The organism is Erwinia sp. 2186 (assembly GCF_057812255.1).
Map to the genome: position 1 here is coordinate 864,011 of NZ_CM173824.1, position 21,313 is coordinate 885,323.

The 21,313-nt window shown below is 53.9% G+C and carries 16 protein-coding genes and 3 pseudogenes; 15 read left to right on the top strand and 4 right to left on the bottom strand.

Annotation, left to right across the window (positions count from 1 at the left end):
• The first annotated feature begins 35 nt into the window (after window positions 1-35).
• The 8 genes and pseudogenes from ACXKZG_RS03985 (at window position 36) to ACXKZG_RS04020 (ending at window position 11,783) form a co-directional block, all read left to right on the top strand.
• Window positions 36-8,471 carry a hemagglutinin repeat-containing protein gene (locus ACXKZG_RS03985; protein WP_488875738.1) on the top strand — a complete coding sequence of 2,812 codons (8,436 nt, stop codon included), beginning with the start codon at window positions 36-38 and terminating at the stop codon, window positions 8,469-8,471.
• A 50-nt stretch (window positions 8,472-8,521) separates the two neighbouring features.
• Entirely contained in the window at window positions 8,522-8,725 is a 204-nt protein-coding gene (locus ACXKZG_RS03990; protein WP_488875739.1) for a hypothetical protein, read from the top strand.
• Window positions 8,726-8,929: 204 nt separating this feature from the next.
• Window positions 8,930-9,250, top strand: a complete 321-nt coding sequence (gene imm45 / locus ACXKZG_RS03995; protein ID WP_151036606.1) for an Imm45 family immunity protein — start codon at window positions 8,930-8,932, stop codon at window positions 9,248-9,250.
• Between the two features lie 48 nt (window positions 9,251-9,298).
• Window positions 9,299-9,739, top strand: a pseudogene (locus ACXKZG_RS04000) (VENN motif pre-toxin domain-containing protein); the annotation flags it as partial.
• Between the two features lie 216 nt (window positions 9,740-9,955).
• Complete coding sequence (locus ACXKZG_RS04005) at window positions 9,956-10,801, top strand: cytidine deaminase-like fold-containing protein (protein WP_488876222.1); 846 nt, start codon at window positions 9,956-9,958, stop codon at window positions 10,799-10,801.
• 3 nt (window positions 10,802-10,804) lie between these two features.
• A complete protein-coding gene (locus ACXKZG_RS04010; protein WP_346567108.1) occupies window positions 10,805-11,206 on the top strand; it encodes a DUF6911 family protein in 402 nt (133 codons plus the stop codon).
• A gap of 37 nt (window positions 11,207-11,243) precedes the next feature.
• A pseudogene (locus tag ACXKZG_RS04015) lies at window positions 11,244-11,348 on the top strand (VENN motif pre-toxin domain-containing protein); the annotation flags it as partial.
• Window positions 11,349-11,615: 267 nt separating this feature from the next.
• Entirely contained in the window at window positions 11,616-11,783 is a 168-nt protein-coding gene (locus ACXKZG_RS04020) for a hypothetical protein (protein WP_488875740.1), read from the top strand.
• Window positions 11,784-11,791: 8 nt separating this feature from the next.
• On the opposite strand, the gene ACXKZG_RS04025 is transcribed toward ACXKZG_RS04020, so the two are convergent.
• Window positions 11,792-12,058 (bottom strand): hypothetical protein, encoded by a 267-nt coding sequence (locus tag ACXKZG_RS04025; RefSeq protein ID WP_488875741.1) that lies wholly within the window; start codon window positions 12,056-12,058, stop codon window positions 11,792-11,794.
• 40 nt (window positions 12,059-12,098) lie between these two features.
• On the opposite strand from ACXKZG_RS04025, the pseudogene ACXKZG_RS04030 reads away from it, so the two are divergent.
• The 3 genes and pseudogenes from ACXKZG_RS04030 to ACXKZG_RS04040 all read left to right on the top strand — a co-directional run.
• Window positions 12,099-12,326: pseudogene (locus tag ACXKZG_RS04030) on the top strand (VENN motif pre-toxin domain-containing protein); the annotation flags it as partial.
• 472 nt (window positions 12,327-12,798) lie between these two features.
• Entirely contained in the window at window positions 12,799-12,966 is a 168-nt protein-coding gene (locus ACXKZG_RS04035; RefSeq protein WP_157868034.1) for a hypothetical protein, read from the top strand.
• Between the two features lie 319 nt (window positions 12,967-13,285).
• Window positions 13,286-13,849, top strand: a complete 564-nt coding sequence (locus tag ACXKZG_RS04040; protein WP_134822702.1) for an Ail/Lom family outer membrane beta-barrel protein — start codon at window positions 13,286-13,288, stop codon at window positions 13,847-13,849.
• Window positions 13,850-13,920: 71 nt separating this feature from the next.
• On the opposite strand, the gene ACXKZG_RS04045 is transcribed toward ACXKZG_RS04040, so the two are convergent.
• Window positions 13,921-14,280: a diacylglycerol kinase gene (locus ACXKZG_RS04045; RefSeq protein WP_013203735.1), complete on the bottom strand. Its 360-nt coding sequence runs from the start codon at window positions 14,278-14,280 to the stop codon at window positions 13,921-13,923.
• Between the two features lie 197 nt (window positions 14,281-14,477).
• On the bottom strand, window positions 14,478-15,602 hold the full coding sequence (locus tag ACXKZG_RS04050; protein WP_471721019.1) for an N-acetyltransferase: 1,125 nt from the start codon (window positions 15,600-15,602) through the stop codon (window positions 14,478-14,480).
• Window positions 15,603-16,244: 642 nt separating this feature from the next.
• On the opposite strand from ACXKZG_RS04050, the gene ACXKZG_RS04055 reads away from it, so the two are divergent.
• The 4 genes from ACXKZG_RS04055 to spt are packed head-to-tail and all read left to right on the top strand — an operon-like array spanning window position 16,245 to window position 20,342.
• Window positions 16,245-17,978: a fatty acyl-AMP ligase gene (locus ACXKZG_RS04055; RefSeq protein WP_488875742.1), complete on the top strand. Its 1,734-nt coding sequence runs from the start codon at window positions 16,245-16,247 to the stop codon at window positions 17,976-17,978.
• Window positions 17,978-18,892 carry an NAD-dependent epimerase/dehydratase family protein gene (locus ACXKZG_RS04060; RefSeq protein WP_346567102.1) on the top strand — a complete coding sequence of 305 codons (915 nt, stop codon included), beginning with the start codon at window positions 17,978-17,980 and terminating at the stop codon, window positions 18,890-18,892. The genes ACXKZG_RS04055 and ACXKZG_RS04060 overlap by 1 nt, the downstream gene beginning before the upstream one ends.
• A gap of 30 nt (window positions 18,893-18,922) precedes the next feature.
• Entirely contained in the window at window positions 18,923-19,183 is a 261-nt protein-coding gene (locus ACXKZG_RS04065; protein ID WP_013203730.1) for an acyl carrier protein, read from the top strand.
• Window positions 19,170-20,342 (top strand): serine palmitoyltransferase, encoded by a 1,173-nt coding sequence (spt, locus tag ACXKZG_RS04070; RefSeq protein ID WP_013203729.1) that lies wholly within the window; start codon window positions 19,170-19,172, stop codon window positions 20,340-20,342. The genes ACXKZG_RS04065 and spt overlap by 14 nt, the downstream gene beginning before the upstream one ends.
• Window positions 20,343-20,394: 52 nt before the next feature.
• Here spt and ACXKZG_RS04075 read toward each other — a convergent pair whose 3' ends face one another.
• Window positions 20,395-21,129: a nucleoside/nucleotide kinase family protein gene (locus tag ACXKZG_RS04075; RefSeq protein ID WP_013203728.1), complete on the bottom strand. Its 735-nt coding sequence runs from the start codon at window positions 21,127-21,129 to the stop codon at window positions 20,395-20,397.
• Between the last annotated feature and the right edge of the window lie 184 nt (window positions 21,130-21,313).

The following is a 21,313-nucleotide window of genomic DNA, read 5'->3' on the forward strand; positions in this document are numbered from 1 at the left end:
TGCCGCAGGCGCCGAATAACAGTAAGGATACTGTGATGAATAAGAACCTTTTCCGTATCGTGTTTAATAAAGCGCGCGGCATGCTGATGGTAGTGGCCGATATCGCCGCTTCCGGCCGTTCTTCCTCTTCCCCATCTTCCGGCCTTGGCCAGACGCTGCGCCGCCGCGTCAGCGTCCTGTCTCCGCTGCAGTTCGCGCTACTGCTGGCACTGGGTTGCATCACCCTGTCAACCCAGGCGGTCGTGGTGGCCGACCGCAGCGCACCCGGCAGCCAGCAGGCGACTATCATTAACGCCGCTAACGGCACGCCGCAGATCAATATCCAGACGCCGAGCGCGGGCGGGGTTTCCCGCAACGTTTACAGCCAGTTTGACGTGGATAAACACGGCGTGGTGCTGAATAACTCACATGCCAACACGCAGTCACAACTGGCCGGCATGGTCACCGGCAACCCGTGGCTGGCACGCGGCGAGGCCAGCGTGATCCTCAACGAAGTGAATTCGCGCATTCCCAGTCTGCTCAACGGTTACGTGGAGGTTGCCGGTAAAAAAGCGCAGGTGGTGATCGCTAATCCGTCCGGTATTACCTGTGACGGCTGCGGCTTTATCAACGCCAACCGCGCGACGCTGACTACCGGCCAGCCGCAGATGAAAAATGGCCTGATCGCCGGCTATGAGGTCGACAAAGGTCAGATTGTGGTGAAAGGGGCGGGGCTCGACAGCGGCCTGCAGGACAGCACCGATCTGATTGCCCGTGCGGTCAGCGTCAACGCCGGGATTTGGGCCAGTGATCTGAAGGTGACGGCGGGGCGTAATCGCGTTGGTGCGCAACACAACGAGGTGACGGCGAAAGCGGCGGACGGTAGCGTGTCGCCGGTTGTGGCCATCGACGTGGCGGCCCTCGGCGGCATGTACGCCAGTAAAATCCGCCTGCTGGGTACCGAAAAAGGCGTCGGCGTGCACAACGCCGGAAATATCGGCGCGTCGGCGGGTGACGTGGTTGTCAACGCGGACGGTAGCATCACTAACCGCGGCACCCTCAACGCCGCAGAAAATCTGCGGCTTGCCTCGCAGGGCGGCGTGGCTAACAGCGGCAAAATGTACGCGGCGGTCAACACCGATGTCCAGTCCGCTGGCCTGCTGAGCAACAGTGGTTCAGTCGCCGCCGGTAAGCAGACCACACTGAACGCGGCGGCCATCCGCAGCGATGCAGACGGAGCGCTGGGCGCCGGAATTAACAGCGACGGTAGCAAGGCCGCAGCCGGAGATTTAGCGCTGAACAGCCGGGGCGAACTGACGGTCAACGGCAAGGCGGTGGCGGCAGGACGGCTCACGGCAAAAGGGACGACGGTCAACTTCAGCGGCAGCCAGACCCACGGCAGCGAGATTGTGCTTCAGGCCAGCGCGGGTGATATCAGCACAGCCAGTGCCACCATGGAGGCGACTCATGGCTTAACCGCCACCGCCACGGGTGGCCTGCATAACAGCGGCGGCAAGGTATCTGCAGACACACTGACGCTGACCGCGCATTCGCTGAACAATCAGCAGGGCCTGCTCCAGCAGCTGGGGCAAAGCGATCTGACCCTGTCGTTTGCCGACGGCATTGATAACACGCAGGGCACGCTGGGCGCTAACGCCAAAAACCTCACCCTCAACGGCGCCACTTTCACTAACCAGCAGGGCTCGCTGCTGCATCTGGGGGACGGCGAGCTGTCGATCGCCACCGGCGAGATGAACGGATCTGCGGGGTCGCTTCGTACCCAGGGCAGCCTGCGCCTGAACAGCGGGCGGCTGGTACTGGATAATGCCAATACGCAGGCCGGCAGCCTCACGGTTACGGCCACCGCCTTGTCCCACCGTCAGGGAACAATGCGGCAAACCGGCAGCGGGCCGCTGACGGTGACCGTCGAGGGCGCGCTGGATAATCAGGGCGGCAGCATCGCCTCCGGCGGCCACCTCAACCTGAGCGCCGGCAGCCTGACTAACCACAGCGGAAAACTCTCGGCGGTCGGGGAGTTCACGCTGCTTAGCGATGGCCTCGACAACCAGCAGGGCGTGATTGCGGCGGGTGCTGCGTTGTCGGTTAACAGCAACGGGCTGAACAATGACGGCGGCCTGCTGCAGTCCGACGGCGCGATGACGCTGGATACCGGCGCGGGCGCGCTGAGCAACCGCGACAGCGGCAGCAATGGCGGCATTCTCAGCCGCAGCACGCTGGTGCTGCGCGCCGGAGACATCGATAACGCCGCCGGATTTATTGGTGCGGCGGACGATGCCACGCTGACCGGGCTCAGCCTCAGCAATCAGGACGGCACCCTCGCCAGCGATGCCGGGCTCACCCTCACCAGCAACGCGATGAATAATCAGCGTGGTGTGGTCCAGGCCGGTACGGCGCTGTCGCTGAACACCCGGGGCAACACCCTGAACAACGGCCGCGGCCTGTTCACCGCGGGGCAGACGCTAACGCTGCTGACCGGCGCATTGCTTAACGGCGCGGGGCAGCTGATTAGCTCGGGCGCATTAAGCCTGAACACCGAAGGACAGCAGCTGGATAACGGCAGCGGCGTGATAGCCGCCACGGGCGACGCGCAGTTGCTGACCGGCGTGCTGAATAACGCCGGCGGACAGCTTCAGGTGGTCGGTAACGCGCTGATCGCCACGGCAGGCGCGGATCTTGATAACACCGCCGGGCTGATCCGCAGCGGCAAAAGCCTGGCGCTCTCCAGCGGCAGGCTGACCAACCGCCACACGCAGTCAGACCATACCGGTATTGAAGGCCAGTCGGTCACCCTCAACAGCGCCACGGTGGATAACAGCGCCGGCGCCGTGCGGGCCAGCGAGCTGCTGGCGCTGAATACCGGCAGCACGCTGAACAACAGCAGCGGCCTGCTATCGTCCGGCGGGACGCTGGCGGTCAATGGCGCGCACACCCTGACGCTGACCAACACCGGCGGCACGCTGATTGCCGGCAACGCGCTGAACCTCAGTGCCGATGCGCTGGGCGGCGATGGCCGGGTGCTGTCGCAGAATGCGATGACGCTGGTGCTGCAGCAGGCCTTTTTCAACCAGGGCCAGGTGATTGCCAATGGCGATATGACCTTCAACCTGGGCGGCGGCGGGCTGGTGAATCAGTCGCTGATTCAGGCGGGCGGAACCTTAACGCTGAACGCCGGCAGCCTGAATAACCGGCAGTCGGCAGAAATCAGCGCCGGCGAAAATCACCTGCTGATTAGCGGTAACTTCACCAACAGTGGATTGCTGGACGGCGGCCTGACGCATATCGTTTCGGCTTCACTGAACAACATTGGCAGCGGCCGTCTGTACGGTGACCATATCGCGCTGCAAACCGGCACGCTGACCAACCAGGCGGAAAACGGCACGGCGGCCACCATCGCCGCGCGCGACCGGCTGGATATCGGCGTGCAGACGCTGAACAACCGCGACCACGGTCTGATTTACAGCGGTGGCGACCTCGCCATCGGCGGCCTGCTGAACGGCAGCTGGAAGGCGACCGGCCAGGCCTCAGTGTTCAACAACCACAGCGCTACGCTGGAGTCGGCCGGGAACATGGCCCTCGATATCGGGCAGATCGACAACATCAACGATAATCTGGTAACCGATACGGTGGTGGTGGAGCAGTCTTCGCATCATGAAGCGGTGCTCAGCGGTGCAATCACCCGGTATGACTGGGCGGACATTGATACCAGCAACTCAAACCAATATGGCGTGCGTCAGGCGATAATGCCTGACGGCAGCAGTGGCGGGACCTTTTACGAATACCAGTACGACCGCACTATCACCGAAACCCAGGTGACGGAAAGCGATCCGGGGCAGATTATTGCCGGCGGCAACCTGACCATCAACAGCAGCCAGGTCAATAATCATGACAGCCGTATCGTCGCCGGGGGGCTGCTCGGCGGTGCGATTGGCGAGCTGAATAACATCGCCACCACCGGGGAGCGGGTGATCACCGATACCGGCACGCAGACCCGCTGGTATGCCAAAAAGACACGACAACCGTTAGGCCCAACCAAAACCTCGCAGGGTAAAGACAGCAGTGAATATGATCCGGAGCCTGTCGTGCAGACCATTGATTTGCTTACCCTGGCCTGGCAGGGCAATGAGCCGGTGAACGGTAGCGGGACCTCCACCGCCAGCCGACAGCCCGCAGGCATCACGGTGACGGTTGTCGATCCTGACGCCGTGTCTGCCCCGGCCGGGCAGACACCCGTTACGCTGCCGCCAGGGCAAATCCTGGAAATTGTTCAGCCAGGCAGCGATAACAGCACCATCCGCGCGATAGCGCCGGACACGAAACTGCCGGACAACAGCCTGTTCCAGCTACATCCTGACAGTAACGTTGGTTATCTGGTGGAGACCGATCCGCGCTTCACCAACCAGAAACAGTGGCTCGGCAGCGACTATATGCAGAACCAGTTCACCCAGGATCCGAATAACGTGCTGCGCCGTCTGGGCGATGGTTACTACGAGCAGCAGCTGATCCGCAGGCAGGTCATTGCGCTGACGGGCAACCGCTATCTGAACGGCTACAGCAATGACGAGGCGCAGTACCGGGCGTTGATGGACGCCGGCGTGCTCTTTGGCAAAACATACAGCCTGACGCCAGGCGTGGCGCTGTCGGCGCAGCAGATGGCCCTGTTGACCAGCGATATGGTCTGGCTGGTGACGCAGACGGTTAGCCTGCCGGACGGCAGCACGCAACAGGTTCTGGTGCCGCAGCTGTATGCCCGCGTGAAGCCGGGCGACCTGGACGGCAGCGGTGCGCTGCTGTCGGGCAACGGCGTGTCGCTGGCGGTCAGCAACGATCTGACCAACAGCGGGCACATTACCGGCCGGACGGTGACCCAACTGACGGCGGATAACCTGAATAACAGCGGCTTTATCGGCGGTGATAAGGTTGACCTGCGTGCCCGCACCGACATCAACAACATTGGCGGCACGCTGCAGGGCGGCAGTAGCCTGACCGCCATTGCCGGGCGCGACCTTAACAGCATCAGCACGCTGGGCGGCAGCACGGGCAACATCACCTTTGACCGTCCGGCGGGCATTTACGTGCAGGGTGAAAACGGCACGCTCGGCCTGCAGGCGATGAATGATATCAACCTGACCGCGGCGCAAATCAGTAACGCTGGCGCGGGCAGCCAGACGCAGATTATTGCCGGGCACGACCTCAACCTGAACACCCTGACCACCACGGGCAGCGAAAGCAGCGACTGGGGCGGCGGCAATTCCCGCAGCCTGACGCAGAGCACGGAGGTGGGCAGCCAGATTAACGGCGGCGGCGACGTGTCGCTGCTGGCTGGCAACGACCTTAACGCGCGCGCGGCGGCGGTTACCGCGCAGGACAGCCTCACCGCGGTGGCGGGCAACGACCTTAATCTGACCAGCGGCAATGCGACTTACCACCTGACGGAAGACAGCCACCAGAGCAGCGGCGGGTTGCTGTCGCGGAAATCGGTCACCACTCACGACGAGGTGCAGAGTCAGACCGCGATCGGTAGCAGCTTCAGCGGCGACAGCGTGTCGCTGCAGGCGGGGCGCGATCTGACGCTAAGCGGCAGCAATGTTGTTGGTACCAATGACGTGGCGCTGTCGGCAGGCCGCGATCTGACCCTCACCACCGCAGAAGAAATGCGGCAGGAAAATCACCAGTATAAAGAAACCAAAAGCGGGCTGTCCGGCACCGGAGGCATAGGCTTCACGGCCGGCAGCAGCTCACTGAAGGTGACCGACGATGCGTTATCCCACAGCAGCGCGGGCAGCACGGTGGGCAGCACCAACGGCAATGTCAGCCTGACCGCCGGCAACACCCTGACGGTGAAAGGCTCTGACCTGCTGGCCGCTCAGGATCTGACTCTGAGCGGCAGCGAGGTGAATATCCTCGCGGCCGAAAATCAGAGCACGCAGAAGCACACCGTGGAGCAGAAGCAGAGCGGCCTGACGCTGGCGCTGTCGGGCGTGGTGGGCAGCGCAATCAATTCGGCGGTGACCATGGCAACCGATGCCGGCAGTGAAACCAGCGGACGGCTTGCGGTGCTCAAGGGGATGCAGGCTGCACTGACCGGGGTTCAGGCTTATCAGGGGGCGTCACTGGCGGAGGCCGGGGGAAGTGCGGGAAGCCTGGTGGGGGTTAACCTGTCGTATGGCAGCCAGTCGTCAAAATCTGAACAGACGATGCCGCAGAACCAACACCAGGGCAGCCAGCTGACGGCCGGCAATAATCTGAGCATTACCGCCAGCAAGACCGACATCAACATTCAGGGCAGCAAGCTGCAGGCGGGCGGGGATGCAAGCCTGAGCGCGGCGCGTGACCTGAACCTGATTTCTTCGCAGGACAGCCAGAAGCTGGAGGGAAAAAACAAGAGCCAGGGAGCCTCCGTTGGCGTCGGCATCAACTTTGGTCAGGGTGCCAACGGACTGTCGCTGAACGCCAGCGTCAATGCCGGAAGAGGCAGCGAAAGCGGTAACGGCACCACCCACAATGAAACCACCGTCAGCGCCGGTAATAATCTCAACATTGTCAGCGGCCGGGACACCACGCTGACCGGTGCGCAGGTCAGTGGCGAGAAGGTGGCTCTCGAGGTCGGCCGCAACCTGACGATGACCAGCGAGCAGGACAGCGACAATTACGACTCGAAGCAGCAGAACGCCAGCGCGGGCGGCAGCGTCAGCATGGGCGGCGGCAGCGGCACGGTCAGCCTCAGTCAGGATAAAATGCACAGCACCTGGCGCTCGGTGCAGGAGCAGACCGGAATATTTGCCGGCAGCGGCGGCTTTGACGTGACCGTCGGCGAACACACGCAGCTGAACGGTGCGGTGATGGACTCATCGGCAGACGCGGATAAAAACAGGCTGGATACCGGCACGCTGGGCTGGAGCGACATAAAAAACGAGGCCGAATATAAGGTTCAGCACCAGAGCGTGGGCGTCAGCAGCGGCGGCAGTATGGGGACACAGTTTGCGGGAAATGCGGCGAATAACCTGCTGACCGGTGCCAACCGCAGCGGAAGCGACAGCTCAACGACCAAATCGGCGGTCAGTGAAGGCACGATTGTCATTCGCGATCCGCAAGGTCAGCAGCAAAGCGTGGCGGATATCAGCCGCGATACTAAGAATGCAAATGCCGGGCTAGGAAAAATCTTCGATAAAGAGAAAGAGCAGCAGCGCCTGAAGGAAGCCCAGCTAATTGGTCAAATCGGTGCACAGGTCGGGGATATCGCACGGACGCAGGGGCAGATTGCCGGAGAGAGAGCCAAGAACGATCCGGCCGCGCTTGAGGCAGCCAGAGACAAGCTGGCCGCTTCCGGTAAGCCATATACGGATGAAGATGTTGCAAAACAGGCTTATAACACGGCGATGGCACCCTATGGCACCGGCAGTAGTTTGCAACAGGGGATCGGTGCAGCTACGGCTGCCATACAGGGGCTTGCGGGCGGGAATATCGCGCAGGCGGTAAGTGGCGCGGCGAGTCCTTACCTTGCTGAACAAATCCATAATATGACCACGGACGCGTCAGGCAAGGTCAACACCGAAGCGAACCTGATTGCGCATGCCGTGCTGGGTGCGGTGGTTGCTCAGGCACAGGGCAACTCAGCGCTTGCCGGAGCCGCAGGCGCGACAACAGGCGAGTATATCGCGCAGCAGCTTTATCCGGGGATTGACCGCAAAGATCTTACGGAAGAACAACGACAGACCATCAGTGCACTGGGAACGCTAGCAGCGGGCCTTGCAGGCGGCATTGTTGGTGACAGCACCGGTAATGCTGTGGCAAGTGCGCAGGCAGGTAAGAATTCGTCCGAGAACAACAATCTTTCACTACCCGGTGGTCTGGGTAGTTACGGTCAGGCAGCGGCTTCGCTGGGAAGCTCAATGATTGATGCCGGAGCAACCACGGAAGTAATTAACACGGCGCTTATTAAGAATGCGAAAGGTGATTTACCGGAAGGCGCGAATATTACCAAGGCCATTGTTGAGGGATATAAAGATGGCGTGCTTATTGCCGGAGCGGCTTATTTAGGCCCGGCAGCAAGTATAGGTAAAGTTATTGCAGGTGCTTCAATAGCGGAGATTGCTAATGGTACTTATCAATGGTTCGATCTTAGCCAGCCAGGCAATGAAAATAATAGCTGGGATTACTGGGGGAGCGCCTCGGCAGCCGTTACTGGCGCACTTGCACCTGGTCGAGATATCTGGAAGAACGTAGGCATTGCAGCAGCAGGATCTGTATTCACTGATGGACCAGATGCCTTGGCTGTAGGTAGTTCAGCCGCCGGGGCATGGGCCTGTGGGATATTCGGTCAATATATGCCGGGGGTAGTGAACTCAGTGACAGGAAAAGAGCTACCAAATATAGTTTATGATTTTTGGGGTGGTGTTGCTTCTGAGTTTGCTACTGGATTTGCTAAGGATATTAATGGAGCTTCATCCGAAGCTGAGGGTAAAAATAAATGAGGATTATAGGTAAATATTTCGTTTTGTTTTTATATAGCTGCTTATCATCTATGTTAATGCTATTTTTCCTTGGTGTGGCTATATCAGTGGTTAATTATTTCAAGGGTGGATGGTTATATTTTCCTCTTTCACAAATGAAAAGAGCGGTAGTTTTTGGCTTTATTGCGGGCACGGCCATAACTTTAGCAGCAATCGTTTTTAACTTGATCGACAAATATAATTCGGGAAAAACTCCTCCATCAGACCCTGATTGATGGGCGTTGAGGCTTATCAGGGGGCTTCACTTGCAGAGGCCGGGGGAAGTGCGGGAAGCCTGGTGGGGGTTAAGCTCTTGATACACAGCATGGACGATTTGAGGTTGTCAGCCCGAAAGGTAAGCATTTAGGCGAAGTTGATTTCTCTATGCAAATAAGAAAACCAGCTGATCCATCTGGCGGTCATAATCTAAAGGTGAAGTAATGCGACTTATTGATTACAAAAAAACGGCTATTTCAAGAGGGGCTATTTTTAGATTACCTGCAGTTTGGCCATATGAAGAATGGGTTGATTTCATGTTATTTGAGACCCAAGATGATGATCGCCCATATGGTTTAATAGTTTCATCTGGTTATAAATCTGGACTATTTTTAGTTAAGTTACCTGCTGAAAGCATCTCAGATGAAGGGCATGGATTAAGTACAGAATGGGCTATTACTAACTGGGCAAAATGGATTTATCCAGAATGCAATGTTGAAGATGTTCATATCCTTAATGAATATGTAGCAACTCCCATTGCGTAAACCAAGATCCCGGCCATCAGGCCGGGATCTTTAGACTCCACGCCGGATAAAGTTGTTGTGGAAAATAATTTCCTTGGTATGACATCTTCAGACAAGCTCGACAAGGCCGTTGAGAAAATTAAGAACGGTGATAAGTCGTTGGCTACAACCAATGAACTTATCAAGCCGGTGATCAAACAAACGGTGGGGGAGGATAATCCGGCGGCAAACCTGATGGCGCACGCGGCTTTAAACGCGGCGCTGGCGCTGGCAAAAGGCGAGAACGCCATCGCCGGGGCAGCGGGTGCTGCGATCGGCGAAGCAACGGGGATGATCTCGCAGGCCTATTACGGCAAGCCGGCCAGCGAGCTGACGGAATCGGAAAGGCAGACGGTAAGCGCGCTGGCAACGCTGGCCGCAGGCCTTTCAGGTGGGTTGATCGGAGACAGCAGTGCGGATGCTGTATCTGCGGCCCAGTCAGGCAAGACGACGGTGGAGAATAACTTACTTAGCCCATACAAAGCTGAAACGCTGAATAAAGCAATCGAAGACCAGAAAGCCGGTAAGAACTTGGTTGAAGCCTCGCAGACTATCCTAAGACTGACGAATGAAGATCGGGCCAGTAACCTTTTGCTGGAAAAATACCAGCAAGGCCAGCAGCTCAGTGATGATCAGAAACAGAAGCTGGCAGGTTTACTCAATCAATATGGGTACGAGTTACAGACAATGTATGGGTATACCCCGCAGAAGGCTGAGGAGGCTATAAAAGGACTTCTGTCTGGTACAGCATTTGTGGCATCCACCAATAATACTCAAGCATATAATGAGGCACTGAGTTATCTGAAAGGGTACAGCGTGCAGTCTGGACAGGCCGCATTAGGAACTGATGCTTTACTGGCATTGCCAGGCGCTCCAGGGATTATTGCTCGTTCTACTCTGGCAGTCGGTGGTGGTTATCAGACGGGGATAGGAATTGGTCAGGTCGTTGATGGTAAATACGGGGAAGGCGCACTTAAAATCGGCTTAGGTACAGCAGCTATCTTTGGTGGTGTGGCTGGAAATAGCGTAATCACGAAAACTGAAACAGCTATAGTTTCTCCAAATAAAGGAGCTGGGTGGGCAGAGAATTCTCAGTCTCTTGATAAGAATGCACATTCCTCTATCCCCAAAGTTACTGCTGAATTGACAGACCCTACAACTGGGAAAGTCTTTACGGATACAAATCAGGGGAACAGACCTGATTTCTTCTTGGGAGATGCTAGCAAGCCAACTCTTATTGATGATGTTGTACAGGCAAAGATAATTAATCAACCGGATAAAAACTTCCCAAATGGGAATATGTCTACAGCTCATGCTGAAGTAGGTACTATTCAACAAGCCTATGAGCAAGGTATGACTGCCGGTCGTAGCATGGAAATGAGTGTGTCTGGTAAGCCAGTTTGCGGTTACTGTCTCAGTGATATAAAAAGCATGGCTGAGAAATCTGGCTTGAAATCGCTTACTATTTTTGAAGAGAAAAGCGGCGACACCTTGTATTGGGAAAAAGGGATGAAAAAATTCACTAGGAAATAATTTATGAATAATAAGTTCGAAGTTGATTTCTATCTCTACGGTAGAAACTCTTTTAAGCGGGTTCTTACTCCAAAATGGAGTGATGTAGAAGAATTTCTAATGAAATTAAAGGGAGGTTCAGGTGGTGTAAGTCTCCGTATCATACCTGAACCTGATATTGGACCAATGAAGCTAGATATGGCTACTGATGATTGTTTCTATCTCCTGACGTTACTAGAGTGTTCGGAATCTGATTTAACGGTCCGTTCCTATTGGGATAAATCAAAATCTGGTAAGAATAAAAAAATCCAGATTTATGGGGATTACTGGCCTGAACAGCAACTAACAATTGATTTTAATCTTGTCGTTAGGGCATTCAAAGAGTTTTATGATACTGGCAATGTGTCCGCGGGTATTTTGAACTGAGATCATAACCCTGGTTTACTGGATGGGGTTCCTATACGTGGAGAATAATTTCCTTGGATCTACATCTTCCGACAAACTCGAAAAAGCCATTGAGAGAATTAAGAGAGGTGATAAGTCATTAGCTACAGACAATGAGCTTATTCTGCCATTGGTGCAGGCTTTGGTAGTGTTGCTGGTAGCATTGGCGGTAAAGTTATTGACGCCTTGTCTCCAGTGACTGATCAAGTAACAAAGGATGTTATTGGTACAGTTACGGGATCTGCCGCTTCAGAGTTAACCGGTAATGCTATAAAAAGTGGATTGGATAATAGGAATGAATCGGAATGAAAACCTTTAAAAGTAGGTGTTGCGTGGTTGCTTTTTTTGCTCTTTTCTGATATCTACAGTTCTTTTTATATGCTAGTTAGGGGTGTCAGCAATATTTTATTTTAGCGAAAGGAAATTTATTTTTTTATGGGGGGATGCGCTAACTGCCGCTTTAAAAAAAGGCGTAGTAACTGGCGTAGTCCTTGGCGTCGGTATCTGGATAAAAGCCATATTTAAAGAACATAAAGACAAAAAGTCATCAGGCAAATGAACTAAAGATCACTCCCCAGCCAGACAAGAGAGATTGCCAGGACGGAATGTCAAATCCGGGCTAGGAAAGCCAGTAAGACGGCAATACAGGGCCAGGCGGGTATAAATATCGCCCAGTCCATCTGCGGCACGGACAGCATCCGCGACAACGTCAGCCTGAACGCCGGCAATAACCTGACGGTGAAGGGTTCTGATCTGCTGGCCGCTCAGGATCTGAATCTGAGCGGCAGCGAGGTGAATACCATCGCGACAGAGAACCAGATCACCCAGAAGCACACCGTCGAGCAGAAGCAGAGTGGCGCTGGCAAAAGGCGAGAACGTCGTCGCCGGGGCAGCGGGTGCTGCGATCGGCGAAGCAACGGGGATGATCTCGCAGGCCTATTATGGCAAGCCGGCCAGCGAGCTGACGGAATCGGAAAGGCAGACGGTAAGCGCGCTGGCAACGCTGGTCGCAGGTCTTTCAGGTGGGTTGATCGGAGACAGCAGTGCGGATGCTGTATCTGCAGCCCAGTCGGGCGAAACGACGGTTGAGAATAATCTAATGGCTGGGAATGAGCAGTCGCAGGCGAAGTTTGTACAAGAACACGGTAAGGATGTGCTGTCCTGTTCAGATAATCCAACATCAGCCAGCTGCCAGCGTGGTGAGGCGGTTAATAAAGCGATTGCTGGCGCGTTGGCAACTGGAGGCGTGGCATCTTAACTGCGCCAGCACAGGCGATGTGGACGCTGGGTGCAGGGTTTAACACAGTTGCTCAGTACGCCGATGATGGTACGGTAAACTCAATTGTGGCTGGCTGGACAAACGTTATCACCATCGGAAATGGGTGACAGGCGGTTGGAATCCTAAGTTTAATCCTGAGCTTTTAAAATATACCGAAGTTGAAGGACAACTGGGGATCTCTGAGCAAATGCTACCGAGAAAATTCCCCGTAGCATAGGAAATATTGGAGCTTAAGCAATTTCAGAGGGGAGCGCAAAAGCTGCTGAGAAGGCACGCAAAAAATCAGGAGAGGTAAATGAAAAATGATCTTAATCTCAGGGTGATTCAATCATTGTTTAACTTAGTTGCCACTGTGGTTTTTATAATTGTTGTTTCTGTTATAGGAAAGGTTTTTTTCTCATTACTACTTTGGCTCTTTGGGGAAGGGTTTGTTATCACCTCGCAGGATGTTTACACGGAATAAAAGTTGGATCTTATACAGGAGGTGTCGGGGGGCGGGTCTTGCCTTACTTAGTTTTTTTAAAGTAATAAAATTTTAAACTTTTGGCATTTTTTAATACCACTTGGTTAAGAGGTTGTTACTTCTATTAGCCAATATCCATGACCAAACAAAAAGCCTTGACACTACAACGGCTAAGTTCCACAGTTCGGCTGCCCGGGGATTGGGTGGGGTTGACCCAGGCGGTTTCTACAACGGGAAGTAAAGTTCCCGGTAAGAGAACCCCGCATTAATATTCCTGAAAGGAATGATGAGCACAATTTTTATTAATTAAGGATGATTTATGAAAACAACGATTATCTCTCTGGCTATTTTAACTGCCATTAGTACCGCGACTGTTGTGCACGCCGCAGACCACACCATCACCCTGGGATATGCGCAAAGCAAAGTACAGGATTTTAAAAACATCCAGGGGGTTAATGCGAAATATCGCTACGAGTGGAACTCTCCTCTCAGTATCATAACCTCATTTACCTATTTGAATGGCAGTAATGACGGTCATTATTCAAACGTCAATAATACTATCTATCCAGAAGTTGATGTAAAGTATTATTCTTTAGCCGTCGGCCCGGCATATCGTATCAATGATTTTTTCAGTCTCTATGGTTTAGTTGGCGTGAACTATAACAAAGTTAATTACAGCTATGACCTGGAAAAGTTTGGCTTGGGAAATTCAAGCAGTACGAGTGACAATAAATCTACCAACCTGATGTATGGCGCGGGTGTGCAAATCAACCCATGGAATAATCTCACCATCGACGTGGGTTATGAGGGTTCAAGAGTCACAGACGGCGTTACGGATTACGCAGTGAATGGATTTAATGTGGGTGTTGGCTACCGCTTTTAAGTCGCGAGTGCACTGTTAAGAAGAATCCGGCCATGTGCCGGATTTTTTCTGCGCTTTTAGGGTATTAATCGCTAAAAGATAACGCTCAGCCAAATGATGATTGTCATCACCACGGCGACTAACTGTGCCGCACCGCCAATATCTTTGGCGCGTTTAGAGAGGGGATGAATCTCTAAAGAGATACGATCAACCACCGTTTCAATGGCGGTATTCAACAATTCCACGATCAGCAAAATAAAGCAGGTGGCAATTAACAGCAGTCTTTCTGTTTTTGTGATGTCCAAAAAAAATGTAATGATTAGTAAGAATGCGTTAATGATGATGAGTTGGCGAAAAGCATCCTCGGTGAAGATGGCATCTTTCAAACCTTCCCAGGAATTATTGACGCTGCTGATGAAGCGATTGATGCCTTTTTTCTTTTCAAAGGACATGCGTTTACTCTTATAAATGAGTTTGAATTAACCTACCCAATTAATAACGTCAGGTGAGTTATTTGGGGCTTTTAATGATTAATTATTTTAATTAATCATCTCGCGGCGATATTCACTTACAGTACAGTGCCACATGGCCGGCTGCGGGTAAGCAACACCGCCGCGAGAGTCGACGGTAAATAGCGTCTGCAGATGGCTCAGAGCGTCTTTTCAAACAGGCGATAGCGCTTATAGGGCACCGCACCAATGCGCTCCAGAATCGTTCGCATGCCGGTGTTGGATTCCAGGATCCACGACATCTCCAGCGCATCAATATTGCGTTTTGCAAAGGGATCTCGTAACGCCTCAATCAGCAACAGCGCCATAATTGGCCCCATCCGACTGAACTGGAAATCATGGCGAACCCCCATCAATGGCACCCGCGCTGTGCGCACGCCGCTGACCTTCAGTCGCCATAACAGTTTTGCCCAGCCGAAGGGGAATAGACGGCCCTCTAAGCCAGCGATAGCCTCGTTAATATTTGGCAGGCCAACGATAAATGCGCAGGGCACCGAATCCACTTCGGCGATATAAATCATGTCGTCAGGCACCAGATATTTCAGCTGATCGCCCATGGTGGCGAATTCGTGTTCCGTGAAGGGCACAAACCCCCAGTTATTCTGCCAACCGGAGTTGAAGATTTCCCGCAGCACCTGCATTTCTTCGGCAAACTTCTTACGATTAAGGCGACGAATGCTCACCTTTTTTCTCATCTGAGACATCAGCTTAGTCAGCGAAGGTTCAAAATGCAGATCGGTGCGTTTCATCCAATAAGCCAACAGATCAATGCCTTGTGCATAGCCTTGCTGTTCAAGGTAATTAGCGTAATAGGGTTTGCCGTGCGTCATCAGAGCAGAAGGCGGCGTATCAAATCCCTCGATTAATAAGCCGCTTTCCTGGTTGATATTCATGCTGAAAGGGCCGGTAATCTTTACCGCCCCTTTGGACTTCAGCCAGGCTTCGGCGGCCGCAAATAACGCCTCGAAAACCGCCGGATCGTCAATCGCATCAATCATGCCGAAATGTCCGGTATCCTGGCCATAACGTTCACGATGCAGACTGTCGATTTGTGCAGTTATTCTCCCGACAACCTTACCGTCTTTTTTCGCCAGAAACGCCTGCCACTCAATATGTTCAACGCTTGGGTTTTTCTTTGAAAGATGCTCCTCACGCTCAATAAACAGCGGATCAATCCAGTTGGGATCGTCGCGGTACAGTGAGGAGGGAAAAGCGATAAATGCCTTCAGATCGCGCTTGTCAGCGACTTTTTCAATGTGAATCATAAAAAACCTTTAATTATTTTCGTCTGTTCGAAGAAGCCCGTGGCTATCTGGCAGGCAATATTGAGTGCTTAACGCGATGAATAAACAGAACTGAATACTGATGCGTTTGATGGCAAAAGCATTATTTGTTAATAAGGATCCGGATTCACGCTGGTCAGTATTATTTTGAACATTACGTGCTAATGAAATTATTGGCAGAGTCCATCCGTTACTGGTTAAGCAATTTATGCTTTTGCGCTTTCGTGCTATTAGTTTTGTAAAGACCCGTGAGCGTTTTTAGTCTACTGAGTTTCTTTTGCTGGAGTGCGGCTATTTTTTATCACTTAATGCTTTTGTCATAATCATCGTGAATCAGCTATTCACTTTTAACCGGCTTCCGGCTACTGTTTATGAAGTGTTTAGGTTCAGTAATGAACATGTGAAGGTGCTGGAATATACCCTGGTATCCTGAATATGAATGCCAGTGAGACTCTTTTTCTTTAGTAATGGGTGGTTTGCGAATGCAAAACTGCCTGCGAAGCTAATGGCGGAATAAAAAAGAGTTAAATAACGGATTATAAAAAAATTTCATAATAAAACTTCAACTCTCTCGCCAACCCTGCCTGTCGCATTTGGTGATTTGAATCTATGGCTGATTTGTCTATGTCTGAAACACGCTCAACTCACTCTCTTCCTATGCGCTATGCCGATTTTGGCTCTCTGGTGGAGGCGTTAGATTACGCCGCCCAGGGGAGCACAGGAATGAACTTCTACGACCGGCGTAATCAACTGGTTTCCGTGCTGGAATACCGGACGCTGAAAGAGCGGGCGATAAGCGGCGCTCGTCGTTTGCTGTCGCTGGATCTGAAAAAAGGCGACCGCGTTGCGCTGATCGCAGAGACCAGCGTCGGTTTTGTCGAAGCGTTCTTTGCCTGCCAGTATGCCGGCTTAGTCGCGGTTCCGTTGGCCATTCCGATGGGCATCGGCCAGCGCGCGTCGTACATCGTCAAGCTGAAAGGATTGATTTCCAGCTGCGCGCCGGCGGCGATTATCAGCAGTGACGAGTGGGTGCCGTTAATCAGCTCAGCCACAGAGAATGCACCGCCTCCGCATATTCTCAGCAATGCCGAATTCAATGCCCTGCCGGAACGGGATATTGCGTTAACAAAACCGTCCGCCGACGATATTGCCTACCTGCAATATACCTCCGGCAGCACGCGTTTCCCGCGCGGCGTGATTATTACCCAGCGTTCCGTGATGGCCAATCTGCAGGTTATCAGCCATGACGGCATTAAATTACGCGCTGGCGACCGCTGCGTGTCCTGGCTGCCGTTTTATCACGATATGGGGCTGGTCGGTTTCCTGCTAACGCCAGTGGCGACGCAGCTTTCAGTGGATTATCTGCGGACGCAAGATTTCGCCATGCGGCCTTTACAGTGGTTAAAGCTGATCGATAAAAACCGTGGCACGGTCACCGTCGCGCCACCTTTTGGTTACGATCTGTGCCTGCGTCGCAGCAACATGAAAGAGCTGGCCGGGCTGGATCTTTCCAGCTGGCGCGTGGCGGGTGTGGGCGCGGAACCTATTCCTGCCGAGCTGCTTAAGCAGTTCGGGGAGCATTTCAGCGATCTTCATTTCGACCCCAACGCTTTTATGCCTTGCTACGGCTTAGCTGAGAACACCCTCGCGGTGAGTTTCTCGGAAGAGAACGCCGGTGCGCAAATTCATGAGATCGACCGCGAAGTGCTGGAATACGAAGGCCGCGCCGTCGCGCCAGGCAAAAATACGCTGGCCACCTCCTCATTTGTGAATTGCGGCAAGGCGTTGCCTGGTCATCGCATTGATATTCGCAGTGAGAATGGATCGGTGTTGCCGGAACATCAGGTCGGGCATATTTATATTTCAGGCCCCAGCCTGATGAACGGTTATTTCCGTGACGATGTCTCGCAGCAAATGATCAAGGCGACGGGCTGGATGGATACCGGCGATTTGGGTTATCTGTCAGGCGGAAACCTTTACGTCACCGGCCGCAAGAAAGATTTAATTATTATTCGTGGCCGTAATATCTGGCCGCAGGATATTGAATACGTTGCCGAAGCTGAGCCGGAAATTCACGCCGGCGATGCAATTGCGTTTGTCACCGAAGAGCACGGCGAGGGCGCCAGAATTATATTGCAGATCCAGTGCCGGATCGGCTCTGAGGAACGCCGTGAGCAAATTGTTCACTCGCTGTCGGCCAGCATTCAAAGCGAATTCGGCGTGGCGGTCGATATCGAACTTTTGCCGCCTCACAGTATTCCACGCACTTCCTCGGGTAAACCGGCGCGAGCAGAAGCTAAAAAGCGCTGGTTATCCGCCGCCCTTTATCCTGCTGTGCAGCTGGCTGGGCTGGCCTGATGAGCACCACGGTCGCAGTGACGGGCGCAACGGGTTTCATTGGGAAACACATCGTCGGGAATCTGCTGTCGCGGGGCTTCAGGGTGCGGGCCTTAACCCGCACGCCGCAACCCTTCACCGATGACAATCTGGTGTGGATCCAGGGCTCGCTGGAAGACCAGGCTTCACTCTGGGAGCTGGTGCGCGGGGCGACCTGCGTTGTGCATTGTGCAGGGCAGGTACGGGGCAGTTCGCAAGATACCTTCACCCAATGCAATGTTAACGGCAGCGTCGGCCTGATGCAGGCGGCCCGGTTAAGCGGCAGCTGTAAGCGATTCCTGTTTCTGTCGTCGCTGGCAGCCCGTCATCCTCAGCTGTCCTGGTATGCGCGATCGAAATTTGTCGCCGAGCGCGAGCTGACCTCAATGGCCGTTGGCATGTCTCTGGGCATATTTCGCCCGACGGCGGTTTACGGGCCGGGTGATAAAGAGCTGAAACCGGTTTTTGACTGGCTGTTACGCGGCGTGCTTCCCCGGCTGGGCTCGCCCGAAGCGAAGCTCTCGTTTCTGCACGTCAGCGATCTGGCCGAAGCCGTCAGCCAGTGGCTGGTTGCCGACGTGCCGGAGACGCAAACCTGCGAACTCTGTGATGGCGTGCAGGGCGGATACAACTGGCTGCGATTGAAGGCGATCGGTTCAGCGGTGCGCGGAGGTCCGGTGCGTTTGCTGGGCGTGCCGTTGCCAGCGCTTAAGTTCTTCGCCGACGTCAGTATGTTGTGGAACCGGCTGGCCAGAAAAGAGCCGATGCTGACGCACAGCAAAATCCGCGAATTAACCCATCAGGACTGGTCGGCAAGCAACACATCTTTATCTGAAACCATTCACTGGTTTCCAGAGGTCAGTCTGGAACGCGCGCTGCGTGAAAGACTGTTTTAATTCTTACCAGTAGAGGTTTTCAACGTTCTTATGCTAAATCGCGACGAAGTGATGGATTATATTCTTACCTGCTTGCAGGACATCGTTAAGGGCGGGGTGGATGTCAGACCGGACAGCGATCTCGTTAACGATCTTGGCCTGGAGTCCATCAGAGTGCTGGATTTGCTGATGATGCTGGAAGACAAACTGGATATTTCTATTCCGATTAATATTCTGCTGGATGTCAGAACGCCTGAGCAACTGCTTGTCGCGCTGCAACCTCACCTGGAGAGCGCCAATGGGTCTGTATGATAAGTTTTCACGCCTCGCGGGTGAGCGTGAGCAATTCCAGACGTCCGGACTGAATCCTTTTGGAACCTGTATCGATGAGATTTACTCCGCGACGGAAGGGCGCATTGGCGACCAGAAAATTGTGCTGGCCGGAACCAACAATTACCTTGGACTGACCTTTGATGCGCAGGCCATTGCTGATGGTCAGGCCGCTTTAGCCCTGCAGGGAACCGGCACCACCGGCTCGCGTATGGCAAACGGCAGCTACGGTTCACACCTGGCACTGGAGCAGGAGCTGGCGACCTTTTTCAACCGCCCCTGTGCCATCGTTTTCTCCACGGGCTATACCGCTAACCTCGCCGTCATCAGCACCCTTGCGGGCCCTGGCGCGGTGGTGCTGATTGATGCCGACAGCCACGCCAGTATTTATGATGCCTGTGCGTTGGGCGGCGCTGAAATTATTCGTTTCCGTCACAACGATGCTAACGATCTGGAACGCCGGATGGTCCGTCTGGGCGAACGGGCAAAAGAGGCGATCATCATCGTCGAAGGCATTTACAGCATGCTCGGCGACGTGGCTCCACTGGTGGAAATTGTCGATATCAAGCGCCGGTTTGGCGGGTATTTGCTGGTCGACGAAGCCCATTCCTTCGGCGTGATGGGCGAAAACGGTCGCGGTCTGGCCGAAGAGCTGGGTGTGGAAGAAGAGGTCGATATTATCCTCGGCACCTTCAGCAAAAGCCTGGCCTCGATTGGTGGCTTTGCCGTGGGCAGTAAAGCCATGGACGTGCTGCGCTACAGCAGTCGCCCCTATATTTTCACCGCGTCACCTTCGCCATCCAGCATTGCTTCGGTGCGTGCCTCCCTGCAGAAAATCGCCCAGCAGCCTGAATTACGCAAAAAGCTGTGGAGCAATGCCAACCGTCTTTATAACGGGCTGGCGCAAATCGGTTATGAGCTGGGGCCACGGATCAGTCCGGTGGTGCCGGTGATGATCGGCTCGAAAGAAGATGGCCTGAATTTCTGGCGCGATCTGATAGCGAAAGGGGTTTACGTCAACCTGGTTCTGCCGCCGGCGGCGCCGTCTGGCGTCACGCTGCTGCGCTGTAGCGTCAATGCGGCACACAGTGATGAAGAGATCGATAAAATCATTCAGGCGTTTGCGGAACTGAAAAAGTAACCGCGCATTCCCTGCTCATGCATGAGCAGGGAATGCAGGATGAAAGCGGAGGTTATTGCGAGTGGGCGACCGACTCACCTTCATAAACCGGCACATAACCCTGGGCGGCCATGAATTCAGCGATAGCTTTTTCCGCCGCGGCAATCACCTGATCGACAGGTTTATTGGCATCAATATCAACCAGCTGTGCGCCTTCAAAAGTCAGTAGCGGTGTGGCAGCCACTTTTTTGCTGAGTTGTTCGCGGCGGTGATCGGGCTTACGTGCACAGGCCACATCGAGATCAACATTCAGTTTGATCACCAGGTCTGGCTTATGTGCGGCCATCCACCTGAAGGCAGAACGCTCGCGCCCGGCCATCCATTTTACCAGGCCGTTGCCTTTGGTGTCTGGCGGGAACACCGTTCCGTCATAGGCACCGGGAATTTGCGCCTGAGGAAAACGGTCGGTTAAGACCATCAGCCCTTGTCGACGATAAGCCAGCATGCGGCGAAAACGTAATAAACGGCGAACGACAAAGGTCATGATTACCACCGACGGCAACAGACCCAGTTTGGTCTTTTTCGTTTTGACTTTTTTGGTATTGCGCTCAATAGCGCGTTCGAAGGATTTGCCCATTAATGGCAGTTGTGAAACGGCGCGTCCGACATTACCGGCCTGTTTACCGAGGTGAACCCTTACCGCAGGACCATATTTTTTGACATGGACAATCAGATGTTCGCAGACAGTAGACTTTCCGGAACCATCACTGCCAATTACCGCAATAAGCGGCGGGAGTCTGGAGGTCATAATACCTTGCTCTTTATCAACACTGAATGAAATGTACCATTTTGACCGCAAGAAGTCGTTAGCGCGCCATGGTTATAAAATGCTAATTGTTGACAGGTTTGGGTACGGGAAATTAAATCAGGCGGTTGGGTTTTTACTGAGTGATTTATTCTGTTTTTGAGCGGGTAAATATACGTATCAGGGC